13 protein-coding genes are annotated in these 13,082 nt (G+C 64.1%); 4 read left to right on the top strand and 9 right to left on the bottom strand.

The window, feature by feature from the left end; translation table 11 throughout:
- Positions 1-4 precede the first annotated feature (4 nt).
- Entirely contained in the window at positions 5-1,171 is a 1,167-nt protein-coding gene (locus Q0743_RS01460; protein WP_298239821.1) for a crosslink repair DNA glycosylase YcaQ family protein, read from the bottom strand.
- Positions 1,172-1,285: 114 nt separating this feature from the next.
- A complete protein-coding gene (locus tag Q0743_RS01455; protein ID WP_063196637.1) occupies positions 1,286-1,540 on the bottom strand; it encodes a hypothetical protein in 255 nt (84 codons plus the stop codon).
- A gap of 490 nt (positions 1,541-2,030) precedes the next feature.
- Between Q0743_RS01455 and Q0743_RS01450 the strand changes: the two genes are divergently transcribed.
- Entirely contained in the window at positions 2,031-2,684 is a 654-nt protein-coding gene (locus Q0743_RS01450) for an OmpA family protein (protein WP_298239820.1), read from the top strand.
- A 74-nt stretch (positions 2,685-2,758) separates the two neighbouring features.
- Here Q0743_RS01450 and Q0743_RS01445 read toward each other — a convergent pair whose 3' ends face one another.
- A complete protein-coding gene (locus tag Q0743_RS01445; RefSeq protein ID WP_298239819.1) occupies positions 2,759-4,708 on the bottom strand; it encodes a PAS domain-containing sensor histidine kinase in 1,950 nt (649 codons plus the stop codon).
- Positions 4,709-4,801: 93 nt separating this feature from the next.
- Positions 4,802-6,064 carry a phospholipid carrier-dependent glycosyltransferase gene (locus Q0743_RS01440; protein WP_298239818.1) on the bottom strand — a complete coding sequence of 421 codons (1,263 nt, stop codon included), beginning with the start codon at positions 6,062-6,064 and terminating at the stop codon, positions 4,802-4,804.
- Positions 6,065-6,281: 217 nt separating this feature from the next.
- Between Q0743_RS01440 and Q0743_RS01435 the strand changes: the two genes are divergently transcribed.
- On the top strand, positions 6,282-6,983 hold the full coding sequence (locus Q0743_RS01435) for a FecR family protein (protein ID WP_298239817.1): 702 nt from the start codon (positions 6,282-6,284) through the stop codon (positions 6,981-6,983).
- A 2-nt stretch (positions 6,984-6,985) separates the two neighbouring features.
- Positions 6,986-8,095 carry a hypothetical protein gene (locus tag Q0743_RS01430; protein WP_298239816.1) on the top strand — a complete coding sequence of 370 codons (1,110 nt, stop codon included), beginning with the start codon at positions 6,986-6,988 and terminating at the stop codon, positions 8,093-8,095.
- 156 nt (positions 8,096-8,251) lie between these two features.
- Here the strand turns inward: Q0743_RS01430 and Q0743_RS01425 are convergent, their stop codons facing one another.
- The 3 genes from Q0743_RS01425 to Q0743_RS01415 all read right to left on the bottom strand — a co-directional run bounded on the left by Q0743_RS01425 (position 8,252) and on the right by Q0743_RS01415 (position 9,849).
- A complete protein-coding gene (locus Q0743_RS01425; protein ID WP_298239815.1) occupies positions 8,252-8,740 on the bottom strand; it encodes a VOC family protein in 489 nt (162 codons plus the stop codon).
- A gap of 40 nt (positions 8,741-8,780) precedes the next feature.
- Positions 8,781-9,209 carry a VOC family protein gene (locus Q0743_RS01420; protein WP_298239814.1) on the bottom strand — a complete coding sequence of 143 codons (429 nt, stop codon included), beginning with the start codon at positions 9,207-9,209 and terminating at the stop codon, positions 8,781-8,783.
- Between the two features lie 127 nt (positions 9,210-9,336).
- Positions 9,337-9,849 (bottom strand): cupin domain-containing protein, encoded by a 513-nt coding sequence (locus Q0743_RS01415; protein ID WP_209969167.1) that lies wholly within the window; start codon positions 9,847-9,849, stop codon positions 9,337-9,339.
- Between the two features lie 128 nt (positions 9,850-9,977).
- Between Q0743_RS01415 and Q0743_RS01410 the strand changes: the two genes are divergently transcribed.
- Complete coding sequence (locus Q0743_RS01410; protein ID WP_298239813.1) at positions 9,978-10,196, top strand: CsbD family protein; 219 nt, start codon at positions 9,978-9,980, stop codon at positions 10,194-10,196.
- A gap of 69 nt (positions 10,197-10,265) precedes the next feature.
- Here the strand turns inward: Q0743_RS01410 and Q0743_RS01405 are convergent, their stop codons facing one another.
- Positions 10,266-10,730 (bottom strand): FKBP-type peptidyl-prolyl cis-trans isomerase, encoded by a 465-nt coding sequence (locus tag Q0743_RS01405; protein ID WP_298239812.1) that lies wholly within the window; start codon positions 10,728-10,730, stop codon positions 10,266-10,268.
- A 60-nt stretch (positions 10,731-10,790) separates the two neighbouring features.
- The gene (locus Q0743_RS01400) at positions 10,791-13,082 is read right to left on the bottom strand and encodes a xanthine dehydrogenase family protein molybdopterin-binding subunit (RefSeq protein WP_298239811.1); all 2,292 of its coding nucleotides are present in this window, start codon (positions 13,080-13,082) and stop codon (positions 10,791-10,793) included.

Here is a 13,082-nt window from a genome sequence, read left to right as displayed (position 1 = left end):
CCTCTCACTCCGCCAGCTGAAACCGCTCGAAGCGATCGAGCTCATCCTCGATCACGCGCTTGAGCTCCTTGCGCCCTGCCGTCCTCCTGCCCTGCCCGACCCACGTCCATTTCTGCATCAACAGCTTCTTCGCCTGCCGGTCTGTCTTCAGATCGAGCGCGGCGACGATCTCGTCGCCGACCAGCACCGGCAGCGCAAAATAGCCGAGCTTGCGTTTGGCCTTCGGCACATAGGCCTCGAACAGATGGTTGTAACCGAAGATGAGGTTGGTGCGCTTGCGCTGGATGATGAGGGGATCGAACGGCGAGAGGATGTGGACGAGATCAGGCGAGACCGTCTCACCGTTCGCCTCGAGCGAGGCGGGCGCTGCCCAATGCTCCTGCTTGCCGGCGCCATCGATCGCGACGGGCATGAGCTCGCCGCGGCGGACGCGCGAGGCGATCAGGCCGGCCACCGCCTTCTTGCGCGGCGCATCGAGATGACAGATCGAATCCAGGCTCACCACGCCTTGCGACCGCAAGGCGCGGTCGAGCAGATAGGCGGTGATCTCCTTGGCCGAAGCCGGCCGTGGCAGCTTGCCCCAGCCGAAATGGCGCGTCATCAGCTCGTAGGTCTTGAGCATGCCCTGGCGCTCGCTGATGGTCACGGCGCCGGTATAGAAGGCGAGCTGCAACGCCCGCTTCGAGGGCTTGCGGCTCTGCCACAGATGCTCCTTCTCGGTGAGGACGTCGTCCTCGATATCGCGGATCGTCAGCGGACCGGCGCGTACCAGCCGCATGACCTTGCGCGTGTCCGCAGGCTTCACCGAGGCGAACCATTTATGACCCTCGCGGCCGTGCTCGCGCATCGCCGGCAGGAAGAAGCGGAAGTCGCCGGCCGGCACGTACGAAAGCGCGTGCGTCCAGTATTCGAACACGCTTCTGTCGACGCTCTGGGCGTGACGCAGATCAGCGCGGCGATAGGACGGGATGCGGCTGAACAGGATGTGGTGGTGGCAGCGCTCGATGACGTTGATAGTGTCGATCTGCACGTAGCCGAGATGGGCCACCGCATCCGCGACGGCCTGTGCGCCCTCGCCGAACGGGGTGCGCTCATCCAGCCGCTGCGCATGCAGCCAGATCTGCCGGGCCTGTGTCGTGGTGAGCGGAAACGGTTTGGGCGCGCGTGACATTGCAGAACGCAATGTAGCGGGATTCGCTCCGGGAGAAAGAACCCGATCAACGCCGGAAACGAAAAAGCCGCGCTGCCATCTGCTGACAGCGCGGCTCGATGAGGCTGCCCAGGCCTACTTCGCCATCATGGCCTTCTGCGACTTCATGTAGTGCATGCAGGCGCTCTTCATCTTGCCATTGCTCATGTCCGTGTTGGCCATGGCCATTTCCTTGTTCGACGCCATCTTGGCCGGTGTGTCGGGCGTGCCGCCCATCATCGCCGCGGACTTCATCATGTTGTCCTTGGTGCACGCCATCATCGCAGCGGACGCCGGGGACAGCGACAGGGTGAACGCGACAAAGGCTGCGGCGGTGAGCAAGATCTTCATCGAAAAGTCTCCTCCGTAAAACGAAACCGGCGTCATGCCGGCCTTCGCAATTACGTATTCTCTCGCGCCGACGTTTCGCGGAGAAGACAATTTTCTTGCTGCGATGCAATGAACAGACACCTGAGCGGGCATCCATTGGCGATAGGCATGCAGAGGTTTCCGGACGCGGTGCCGAAGGCGAGACACATGACCGGGCTCTCTCTGCCGGGACGGTCCAAGAGCCCGTGACCTCAGTGATTTCGATCACACAAGGCCGGCCGCCGCATGAACCTTTCCCGCGGAGATGACGACCACTGCTATTGGGACGATCGACCCTGCCCCCGGAGCGGCCGCGAAACATGCCGGTTCACCGCCCGGAACGCCGGGAAAGACACAAGACTGAGCCTGCAAGCGCTGTAGCCACCGTGACCAAGATCACATCGGGGCGTTTGAACCCAGCCTATGCTCGCAGCATCAAATCGCTATCAGGCGTAACACCGAGGATACGACAATGACCCGTTTTGATAAGTTTTTTGGACTGAAGGCGATGACCCTTTCCGCCGCGCTGTCGATGACGGCGGGCCTGGCTCTGGCCGGCGACAACAACGTCACCACTGGCCAGATCCTGGATGCACTGAAGCCGAAGCCGGCGACCCGCGGCCTGTCCGTCGGCCCGCAGGCCGACACGACGGCGCAGGCCAAGGAGCAAGCCAAGGAAGCGACCTTCCTGAACACCGTGCGCAACCGCTCGACCCGGTCACTCTCGACGGGCGAGCGCGAGCAGATCGCCGAGCTCGCCGCGACCAAGCCGAAGATCGATCTCGAGATCCAGTTCGACTACAACTCGGCCAACATCGCCAAGACCTCGATGTCCTCGGTGCAGGCGCTCGGCAAGGCCCTGTCCGACCCGGCGCTCAAGGGCTCGACCTTCGTGGTCGCCGGCCACACCGACGCGATCGGCGGCGAAGAGTACAATCAAGGGCTCTCCGAGCGGCGCGCCGACACCATCAAGAAATATCTGATGCAGAACTACGGCCTCAACGGCACTGATCTGGTCACCGTCGGTTACGGCAAGACCAAGCTGAAGGACACCGCCAACGGTGCCGATCCGATCAACCGCCGCGTCCAGGTCGTGAACATGGACACCAAGACCGCGTCCAAGTGATCCAGCGTCAAGTGATCTCGCGTCAAGTAATCTGACGACGACCGCCTGCCGCCACGCGGCAGGCGGGTCGCAGCTCAGACCAGCACTGGTGCTGCGAGCGCCTCCCGGACCAGCCGCGCGAGTTCGGCCTTGCGGTAAGGCTTTTCCAGGATCAGAGCACCCTGCCGGACATGGCCGTTCGCCGCCAGCGTTTCGAGGGCGTAACCCGAGGTCAGCAGCACGTGCAGCTCCGGCCTCTGCTTGCGGGCGAGGCCTGCGAGTTCCCACCCGTTGACGCCCCCGGGCATGACGACGTCGGTGAACAGCAGGTCGACCTGCGGCGTTGCGGCAAGCGTCTGCAATGCTTCCTTGCCGTCGATGGCGGACAAGACCTTGTAGCCCAGGCTCTCGAGGCTCATGACCGCATAGGAGCGGACGAACGGATCATCCTCGACGACCAACACGATTTCCGAACCACTCTGGACCACCTCCCTCTCGACCGCGAGCGGCACGCCCTGCGACCTGCTCAACACGGCCGGAAGATAGATCCGCACGGTCGTTCCCAACCCCGGCTCGCTATAGATCGTAACATGGCCGTTGGATTGCTTGACGAAGCCGTACACCATGCTGAGCCCGAGCCCGCTGCCCTTGCCGACCTCCTTGGTGGTGAAGAAAGGTTCGAACGCGCGTTCCAGTACCCGCTTCGGCATGCCGGAGCCGGTGTCGGTCACGGCGATCACGACATATTCGCCCGCCGCCACGTCGGGATGAACGTTGTGGTCGCCGGCATCGAGCGATGCATTGGCCGCCGAAATGGTCAGGCGCCCACCTGATGCCATCGCATCCTGGGCGTTCAGCGCGAGATTGAGGATCGCCGATTCGAGCTGGACGGGATCGGCAAAGGCGTGCCGAAGCGTGGCGTCGGCCTGCGAGGCGATCTCGATGTCCTCGCGCAGAGTTCGCCGCAACAGCTTGTACATGGACTCGACGAGCTTATGGCATTCGGTCTCGACCGGCCGCAGCAATTGCTTGCGGCTGAAGGCGAGCAGGCGCTGCGTCAGCTCCGCACCGCGTTCACCGGCACTGCAGATGTCGTCGGCGAGACGCTTCAGGTCGGAGCGCGGCACCAATTGCTCGGCCAGATATTCGGCATTGCCGACGATGACGGTGAGGAGATTGTTGAAGTCGTGAGCGATGCCGCCGGACAGCTGTCCGACCGCCTCCATCTTCTGCGCCTGGATCAGTTGCGCCTCGGTGCGCTTGCGGTCGGTCAGATCGTGGATCATGCCGACGAAGATGGACGAGCCGTCCTGCTTGGCTTCGCCGACCGACAGGTCCATCGGGAAGGTCGTGCCGTCCTTGCGCCGGCCCAGCACCTCGCGACCGATGCCGATGATCTTCTTGTCGCCGGTCGCGATGAAATTGCGGATATAGCCGTCATGCTCGGATCGGTAGGGCTCCGGCATCAGCACCCGGACGTTCTGTCCGAGCACCTCGTCGGCTTCGTATTTGAACAGCCTTTCGCAGGCAGGATTGAACTTCAGGATGATGCCGTCGGAATCGATCAGGATCACGCCGTCGACGGCGGTGTCGACGACCGCGCGCAATCGCGCCGCGCTCTCGCGCAGCTCGCGCTCGACCCGCTCCCGCTCGGTGAGATCGTGAATGATGCCGACGAAGATCGAATCGCTATCGGCCTGCTGGCTCTCGCCGACCGACAGATGCATCAGAAAGGTCGAGCCGTCCTTGCGCTGCCCCACGACTTCGCGGCCGATGCCGATGATCTTGCGCTCGCCGCTGACATGGTAATTGTGAAGATAGCCGTCATGCGCGTCGCGGTAGGATGACGGCATCAGCACCTTGACGTTCCGCCCGATGACTTCCCCGGCGGAATAGCCGAACAGCTTCTCGCAGGCCGGATTGAACATCAGGACGCCGCCGCGCGCGTCGATCAGGATCACGCCGTCCACCGCGGTATCGACGACGGCCCGCAACCAGTCAGCGTTCGAATAGTCCGGACTAGCGATGCGATCCTCTATGCTCACCCGCCCCCCCAGTTCCGAGGATGACGGCCAGTCCACACGCACCGATTGATTCAGGCAAGTTAATTCTACCTGCCATATGCACGCAAGCGGGCACTAGATCCAGCTCTGGAACAGCATCAGCCGGCTGAAGCTCCGCATCGAGGTGCCGATGAAGGCCGCGGAGATCGGCAGCATGACCGCAAAGCCGATCGCCGCAACACCGACATAGGCCCAAAGCAGCCAGCGCGGCAGGCCGTCCCGGCGCAGCACATAGACCAGTGCGAGCGAGGTCGCCGTGGCTGCCGGCAGATAGTAGTAAATGAAACCCAGCGTGCGCGGCAGCAAGGCCCAGGCAAGCCAGGGACCGAAATAGAACGCCGCGATCAGGAACGCATCCCAGCGGCGCTCAACGACGAAATCGCGCAGCACGACCACGAGCGCAAGCAGGGCCGGCCACAGCACCAGGGGATTGCCGAGAAAGACGACCGCGGAGACGTTGTCCTCCGCGCTCTTGTCGAACAGAAACCACACCGGGCGCGCGAGCAGCGGCCAGGACGGCCACGCGCTCATATAGGTGTGGCCGGCAATCGCAGTCGTGGTGTTGTCGGCGAAGATCCGGCGCTGCGCCTCGATCAGGTCCGGCAGCGACAGCCCGTAGAGCGGAACGAAAGCGGCAAGATAGGCCATACCGGGCAAGACCGCGAAGCACAGCCCGAGATGATGCAGCTTCAAGCCGGGCCAGAGGTCCGGTCGATACCAGTCGTCCGGCTTTGCGTCGGCGAACAGCGTGCGCCAGCCTTGCATGAGACGGATCACCGTGACGACGACGATGCAGACGCCGAGCGGAAACAGGCCGCTCCATTTGCAGGCGGCGGCACAGCCGAACAACGCCCCCGCGAGCGCGAACAGCGCCTGCGGCCGCGCGCGTCGAAATCCGTGCATGAAGGCGGCGATCGCGAGCAGGCCGAAGCCGAGCGCAAAGATATCGAGCATGGCGATGCGCGCCTGCACGTAGAGCATCTGGTTGAACGCCGCGATCAGCGCCGCGGCGATGGCGGGTGCTTGCGCGGCGAACAGCGCGAGACCGCACAGATAGATCGCGACGACCGCCAATGCGCCGAACAATGTCGCGGGGTAACGCCAGCCGAGCGCGTTGTCGCCGAAGGCCGCGATCGAGATCGCAATCAGCTCCTTCGCCAGTGGCGGATGCATCGGATTGAGCATCGGCTGGGACATTACCGGCGCCAGCATCTGCCGCGCCGCCGGCACGTAGTGCACCTCGTCGAAGACGAACTTATTCGGCGTCGTCAGGCCGATCAGCAGCGCGAGATGGGCGACCAGGAAAATCGCGACAGCAATAACTGCGCTCCGCGACACCACTGGAACTGCGGATGGTTGAAGCGGCTGCTGTGGGGCTGTTTTGCGTGGCAAATTTGCGTCACCGGACAAAAATGGAAAGCGCGGTTTTCATTGAACGCATTCTGCCGCAACTGTCACTAAGCATAGCGCACGTCCCGCGCCGCTTGTGATAATTCCGCCACATCGCAAGCGTGCGCGATCCGGTACGATCAGGGACACATCGATCGGTTGCGAAATGAATTTGCGTTTCTGGCTTTTCCCCACTCTGCTGTCGGCCGCATTGTGTGCCGCGCCTTGCGCGCAGGCGCAGACGCGGGTCGGCGAGGCCGTCGTGATCCAGAACGAAGTGGTGCGCGTCGCCGCGACCACCACGCCGATCAATGTCGGCGACAGCATGCTGCGCGACGAGACTGTGCGTACCGGCGCCGACAGCGCCGCGCGCTTCGTGATGGCGGACAGCACCAATCTGTCGCTTGGGCCCAGCGCCACGCTGAAGCTCGACCGCACCGTCTTCAACGACGAGCACAGCTATCGCGACGTCGCGATCCGCATGACCACCGGCGCGTTCCGTTTCGTCACCGGACATTCCGAGAAGACCGCCTACAAGATCACGACGCCGCTTGCGACCATAGGCGTGCGCGGCACCACGCTCGACATCCTCTCGCAGCGCGGCCGCTCCGTCGTGGTGCTGCAGGACGGCGCCGCCAGCGTCTGCACGACGAACTTCCAATGCGTGCAGCTGACCCAGCCGGGCGACACCGCGATCATCACGTCGACCGGCGGCAAGGTCAGCATCACCAAGACCAACACCCCGCCCTGGACTTTCGCCGCCAATTGCGCTGCGAGCGCCGGGCTGTGCTCGGTCAACCAGTATGCCGACGCCTCGCCGACCATCACGCCCGCCGTCCATGACGACGGCATGCTGTGCGGGCGCTGACGATGGCAAGGCTCCCTGTCCGCGAGATGCTTCTTGCCGCCGCGCTGGCGGCCATGGCCACCATGACTTTGGCATGGGGCTTTCAGCAGCCGGTCTCCGCCGCGACCCTGAACCTCACCAATTGTGAGGAAGGCTGCTCGCCGTCGCCCTCGCCGAGCCCATATCCTTCGCCTTCACCCTCGCCCAATCCCTATCCGTCGCCGAGTCCGACACCGACCGGCGCCGATTCCAGCGGCAATTCGGTCGGCGGCCTCGCCGACCAGCGCTTCAACCAGATGATCACCAACCGCGTGCTCGGCACGGTCCTGCTCGGCGTCAACGAGCAGGTAAATTGCAGCGATTGCATCAGCGCGTTCGGCTCGGCCGGCTCGTTCTCGGCCGGCATCCACGGCCGCAAGGAATTGACCAACAATCTGTCGCTGCTCGCCGGCATCGCCTACACGCAATACAACGAGGGCGGATACAAGATCACCAGCGCCCCGATCGGCGCTTTCGCCTTGCGCTACGACTTCACCGACTGGGGCTCGTCACGCCCGTTCTTCGACGTCGGCACCATCCTGACGCCGTGGGAAAAGGCGCGCTACACCCGCAGCTACGACACCAGCCTCGGGCCGGTGAGCGTCACGAGCTCGACCAATGCCTCGAACTACGCAGTCTATGGCCGCGCCGGCTGGATGAGCCGTATCTCGCCGCGCGACGAGGTCGCAGCCTCGATCGAGATCTGGCAGCTCTGGCAGCGCGTGTCCGGCTACAGCGACAGCGCGGTGGCCTTCAACCCGTTCGACGCCAGCATCGCCACCGGCACCGACCGCACCAGCCTCGTCAAGATCGGCGGCCAGTGGACGCATCTGTTCGGCGGCAATATCGAGACCAACATCAATGGCGGCTGGGTGCAGTCGTTCGCGAGCCATAGCGGCATCGTCGCCACCGTGACCGGCCAGGGCATGGTGGTACCAACCATGGGCAACCAGGGCTGGTTCGAATATGGCGGCCGCCTCGGCTTCCGCGTGCAGAAGGGCTGGATCGTGGATCTGTTCGCCAACGGTACGCTCGGCCCACAGCCGGTCGGCAACACCATCCACGGCGGCGTCGGGCTGCGGATCAATTACTAGCGGCGAGATCTCGCCTCAAATTCCGCTGTCATGCCCCGGCTCGTCCGGGGCATCCAGTACGCCGCAGCCCATCGGTTTGGTCACTGCCTTCTCGGAGTACTGGATCGCCCGGTTCAAGCCGGGCGATGACAGTGAGTATGTGGCAAGAGCGCTCCCTCACGCCGCCGACTTGCCCTCGAACGCGCGACGCAACACGTCGACATCCAGCTTCACCATCTTCATCATGGCCTGCATCGCGCGTGCGGCAGCGGCCCTGTCGGGGCTCGACAGGAATTCGAACATCACTTTCGGCACCACCTGCCAGGCCACGCCCCAGCGATCCCTGAGCCAGCCGCACTGCTCTTCCTTGCCGCCATGGGCGAGAAACGCATTCCAGACGCTGTCGACCTGGGCCTGGTCGTCGCAATGGATCATCAGCGAGATGGCGTGGGTGTATTCCATCTTCATGCCGCCGTTCAGCGCGACCAGCGGCTGCCCTGCCACCGTGAACTCGACGACGAGCACGGAGCCTTCCTTGCCGGACGGATTGTCCGACACATTGCGCTGGACGTGCGTGATTGCCGAATTCGGCACGAGCGAGGTGTAGAACTTCGCGGCTTCCTCGGCGTCGCCGTTGAACCACATGCAGGGGACGAGCTTGGACATTGTGACGGCTCCCTTCGGTTGAGCGTTCGGAGGACGGCGATCAGGACTCTGCCATGGCGGGCTGCGGCGGAGCGGCCGCCATGTCCATCCAGTTCACACCCCACATGTGGCCGTCCGGATCCTCGAAGCTGCGACCGTACATGAAGCTGTATTCGTCCTTCGGGCTGGGATCCGCCACGCCGCCCGCCGCCTCGGCCCGGTCAACGATCATGTCGACCTCGTTGCGGCTGTCGGCGGAAATGCAGAACAGCGCCTGGTTCGATGTCTTTGCATCCGCGATCGGCTTCGGCGTGAAGTGACGGAATTTGTCGTGGGTCGTCAGCATCACGTAGATGGCCTCGGAAAAGACCATGCAGCTCGCCGTGTCGTCGGAAAATTGCGGGTTCCGGGTGGCGCCGACCGCCTCATAGAAGGTGGTCGCACGCTTGAGATCGGTTACCGGCAGATTGAGGAAAATCATCCTGGGCATCGGAGGCTCCTTGGGCGGCTTCTGCCCAAGGACGGACGGGCCGACACCCATCCGACATCGCCTCCGGATATTTTTTGAATCACGTCTGCCGGCCCTGGCGCGCAGAACCAGCAAGGACCGTCAGGCCCTACTTCTTCTCGTTCGGGTCTCGGTGCACCGGATCGATCCACAGCACGGTCTCGGGCTTCTCGACCGGCTCGATGTCGAGGTTGATCGCCACCGCCTCGCCGTCGCTGCGCACCAGCACGCATTCCAGCACCTCGTCCGGGCTGGCATTGATCTCCTGGTGCGGCACGTAAGGCGGGACGAAGATGAAATCGCCGGGACCGGCCTCCGCGGTGAATTGCAGGCTCTCGCCCCAGCGCATCCGCGCCTTGCCCTTCACGACATAGATCACGCTTTCGAGATGGCCGTGGTGATGCGCGCCGGTCTTGGCGTCGGGCTTGATGCTGACGGTGCCAGCCCACAATTTCTGCGCGCCGACGCGCGCGAAATTGATGGCGGCCGCGCGGTTCATGCCGGCCGTCGACGGCACGTTGGTATCGAGCTGGTTGCCGGGAATGACGCGCACGCCGTCATGTTTCCAACGATCGTCGTGATCGTGGTCATGGTGGGAATGCGAATGGTCATGGCCGGTCATGGGACTTGCTTTCTGTTGGTTCCGTGCGCGGCAAACTAACCCAAAGCCGCGCTCGCGAGCCATACCAAAATCGGAACTCTCGTAGCCGTCAAACGTTGTCATTCCAAGCAAACCGGAAGGAGCGTTTCATGGGTAGCACGACCGACAAGATCAAGGGTACCGCCAACGAGGCGATCGGCAAGGCCAAGCAGGGCATCGGTGAGGCCACCGGTTCCGAGCGCATGAAGGGCGAAGGCGTGGTCCAGGAAGTCAAGGGCAAGGGCCAGCAGGCCATGGGCGATGCCAAGGACGCCGCGAAGGACGCGATCGATCGCGCCGCAGCCGCGGCCAAGCGCGCGGCGGAATGACGCGTCAAAGCTGAAAGCGAAAAGACCGGCCGAAAGGCCGGTCTTTTTGTTTGTGCTGAGCTCGATCCGTTACTTCACCCCGAGCAATTCCACGTCGAACATCAGCGTCGCGTTCGGCGGAATGACACCGCCGGCGCCGCGGGCGCCGTAGCCGAGCTGCGGCGGGATGATCAGGGTGCGCTTGCCGCCGACCTTCATCGAGGCGACACCCTCGTCCCAGCCGGCGATGACGCGGCCCTTGCCGATCGGGAATTCGAACGGCTCCTTGCGATCGACGGATGAGTCGAATTTCTTGCCCTTCTGGCCGTTCTCGTAGAGCCAGCCGGTATAATGCATCACGCAGATCTGGCCGGGCTGCGGCGAGGCGCCGGTGCCGACAGCGGTGTCGATAATCTGCAAGCCTGAAGCTGTGGTCATGGTCTTTCCTGCGGTCTGGGCCGAGGCCGTGGTGGAAACGAAATGCGACACCCCGGCGATCACCGTGATCGCGAGTGCCGACATCAGCGTGAGGAGCGCGCGTTGGAAACGCTGCATAAGACACCTTCCGTTTGAGGCGGAAGGTGTCTAGCGCAAGGTGGCGGCGGTTTCCACCCTCTAAACCTCGATATTTTCCAGACGGACCGGGAGCTTGCGGATGCGCTGGCCGGTGGCGTGATGGATCGCGTTGCAGATCGCGGCATTGGTGCCGACATTGGCGAGCTCGCCGAGGCCCTTGACGCCGGCCGGATTGATACGATCGTCCTGCTCGGAGAGCATGATCACCTCGACGCCGGATACGTCCGCGTTCACGGGTAAGAGATAATCGGCCAGATTGTCGTTGACGTAGCGCGCATTGCGCTCGTCGATTTCCGTGGCCTCCAGCAGCGCCGACGACATGCCCCAGATCAGGCCGCCCATGAGCTGGCTCCGCGCCGTGCGCGGGTTCACGATGCGGCCCGCCGCAAAGGCGCCGACCAGCCGAGGACACCGGATCTCGTGCGTGAAACGGTTGACGCGGACCTCGACGAACTCCGCACCGAACGCATAGGCGATCTGGTCCTTCATCTGGTGACCACCGACGAGCCGCGGATGCCCGCTATGCATGGCGCGGAAGGAATCCAGCGGCGCACCCTCCGGCTTCCACTCGCCATACTCCTCGACAACGCCGACCCCGAGCGCGTCGAAGGCCTTTTCGAGATCGAGCGGGCGATCGCTCTTCGCTGCCTGCGTTGCCGGCGTCTGACCGAGACCCACGGTCTCCTTGGCCCGGTCGGTCAGGCTTTGACCCGGCATCACCGCCTTGAACAGGCGCTGGCGGATCTGGTCGCACACCATCATCACCGCCGAGCAGGTGCTCGCGGTCGAGTTCGATCCGCCGGCCACCGGCGCCGGCGGCAGATCGCTGTCGCCCATGAAGACTGCGACCTTTTCGAGCGGCACGCCAAGCCGCTCGGCCGCGGTCTGGGCGATCACCGTGTAGGCGCCCGTGCCGATCTCGTGGCCGGCGATCTCGACCCGGGTGCGGCCGTCACGCTGCAGACGCACGCGCGCGGCAGACGGCGCCATCTGGGTCGGATAGCAGGTGGCGGCGCAGCCATGGCCGATCAGCCAGTCGCCGTCCGACATCGATCTGGGCTGCGGCGAGCGCTGCGCCCAGCCGAACGCCTTCGCCGCCTCGTCGAAGCAGGCCATCAACGCGCGCGACGTATATGGCTTGCCGCCAATGGGCTCATTGGTGGTGTCGTTGATCCGGCGGAGCTCGACGGGGTCGATATTCAGCTTCACCGCGAGCTCGTCCATCGCGCTCTCCAGTGCGAACAGATACGGCACCTCCGGCGGCGAGCGCATGAAGCCGGGCGTGTTGCGATCGGCGCGCACGATCGACACCAGGCTGTCGACGTTGGCGCAGGCATAGAGCCGTGTCGTCGTCTTGGTGCCGCCGACGCAGTAAGCGTCCGCGCGCGAGGAGATCTCGGCCCCCTCGTGCCGCAGAGCAACCAGCTTGCCGTCGCGGCTGGCGCCGAGCTTGATCTCGTGCCGCGTCTCGGCACGATAAGTCGTGATGGTAAAACCCTGGTCGCGGGTCGGGACCAGCTTGATCGGGCGGTTCAGGCGCCTGGCAATAGCTGCGATGATGGCGGTCCGCGGCGTCATCGAGCCGCGCGAGCCAAAGCCGCCGCCGACATAGGGATTGACCACGCGCACCTTGTCGGCGTCGATGCCGAGCTGCTCAGCGACACCATTCTTCAGGCCATAGACGTATTGGCTGCCTTCATAGATGACGAGATTGTCGCCCATCCACGCGCAGCTCGTCGTGAACAGCTCCATCGGATTGTGGTGCTGCGTCGGCGTGTCATAGGCGGCGGTGAGCTTGACCTCGGCGGCGTCGAACGCCTTGGCGAAATCACCCACCTTGGCGTCTTCCTTGAACTGTGCATTCTGTCCCTTGGCCGCAGCTGCGGTCGTTCCAGGCGAGTCGAACGTCGCGCTGGGCGCTGTCGCCGTGTAGCTGACCTTGACGCGGTTGGCCGCCTCGCGCGCGGCCTCGTAGCTCTCCGCGACGACGACAGCGATGATCTCGCCGTCGTGGGAGATCTCGGCGGATTTCAGCGGCTGGATCGTGGTCCCGGCATAGCCGCCGTCGCTGAAGAGCTTCGAGTCCTTCAGCTTCGGAGCGTTCTCGTAGGTGACGATCTCGATCACGCCGCGGACGCCCCTGGCGTCGTCGAGACCGAAACGGTCGATGCGGCCCTTGGCGATCGCACTGGTGACCAGGAATGCATAAGCGGGATTGTCCAGCGGCATGTCGGAGGCGTAGGTCGCCCGCCCCGTGACTTTCACCACCGCGTCGTAGCGCGACACGGGCTGGCCCATATTCTCCTTCGGCTCGGGAGCTGCAGCGGTCAT

This window comes from uncultured Bradyrhizobium sp. (assembly GCF_936943645.1).
Taxonomy (GTDB): Bacteria; Pseudomonadota; Alphaproteobacteria; order Rhizobiales; family Xanthobacteraceae; genus Bradyrhizobium.
Note: the sequence above shows the minus strand (reverse complement) of the source record. Positions and strands in the feature narration are given on the sequence as shown.

What these genes read in the sequence shown, in the direction of transcription:
- Q0743_RS01405 (WP_298239812.1), bottom strand. Translation starts at nt 10,730, where the DNA reads ATGCAGCGTTTCCAACGCGCGCTCCTCACGCTGATGTCGGCACTCGCG.
- Q0743_RS01400 (WP_298239811.1), bottom strand. Translation starts at nt 13,082, where the DNA reads ATGACCGCTGCAGCTCCCGAGCCGAAGGAGAATATGGGCCAGCCCGTG.
- Q0743_RS01420 (WP_298239814.1), bottom strand. Translation starts at nt 9,209, where the DNA reads ATGCCCAGGATGATTTTCCTCAATCTGCCGGTAACCGATCTCAAGCGT.
- Q0743_RS01460 (WP_298239821.1), bottom strand. Translation starts at nt 1,171, where the DNA reads ATGTCACGCGCGCCCAAACCGTTTCCGCTCACCACGACACAGGCCCGG.
- Q0743_RS01425 (WP_298239815.1), bottom strand. Translation starts at nt 8,740, where the DNA reads ATGTCCAAGCTCGTCCCCTGCATGTGGTTCAACGGCGACGCCGAGGAA.
- Q0743_RS01435 (WP_298239817.1), top strand. Translation starts at nt 6,282, where the DNA reads ATGAATTTGCGTTTCTGGCTTTTCCCCACTCTGCTGTCGGCCGCATTG.
- Q0743_RS01450 (WP_298239820.1), top strand. Translation starts at nt 2,031, where the DNA reads ATGACCCGTTTTGATAAGTTTTTTGGACTGAAGGCGATGACCCTTTCC.
- Q0743_RS01430 (WP_298239816.1), top strand. Translation starts at nt 6,986, where the DNA reads ATGGCAAGGCTCCCTGTCCGCGAGATGCTTCTTGCCGCCGCGCTGGCG.
- Q0743_RS01410 (WP_298239813.1), top strand. Translation starts at nt 9,978, where the DNA reads ATGGGTAGCACGACCGACAAGATCAAGGGTACCGCCAACGAGGCGATC.
- Q0743_RS01455 (WP_063196637.1), bottom strand. Translation starts at nt 1,540, where the DNA reads ATGAAGATCTTGCTCACCGCCGCAGCCTTTGTCGCGTTCACCCTGTCG.
- Q0743_RS01415 (WP_209969167.1), bottom strand. Translation starts at nt 9,849, where the DNA reads ATGACCGGCCATGACCATTCGCATTCCCACCATGACCACGATCACGAC.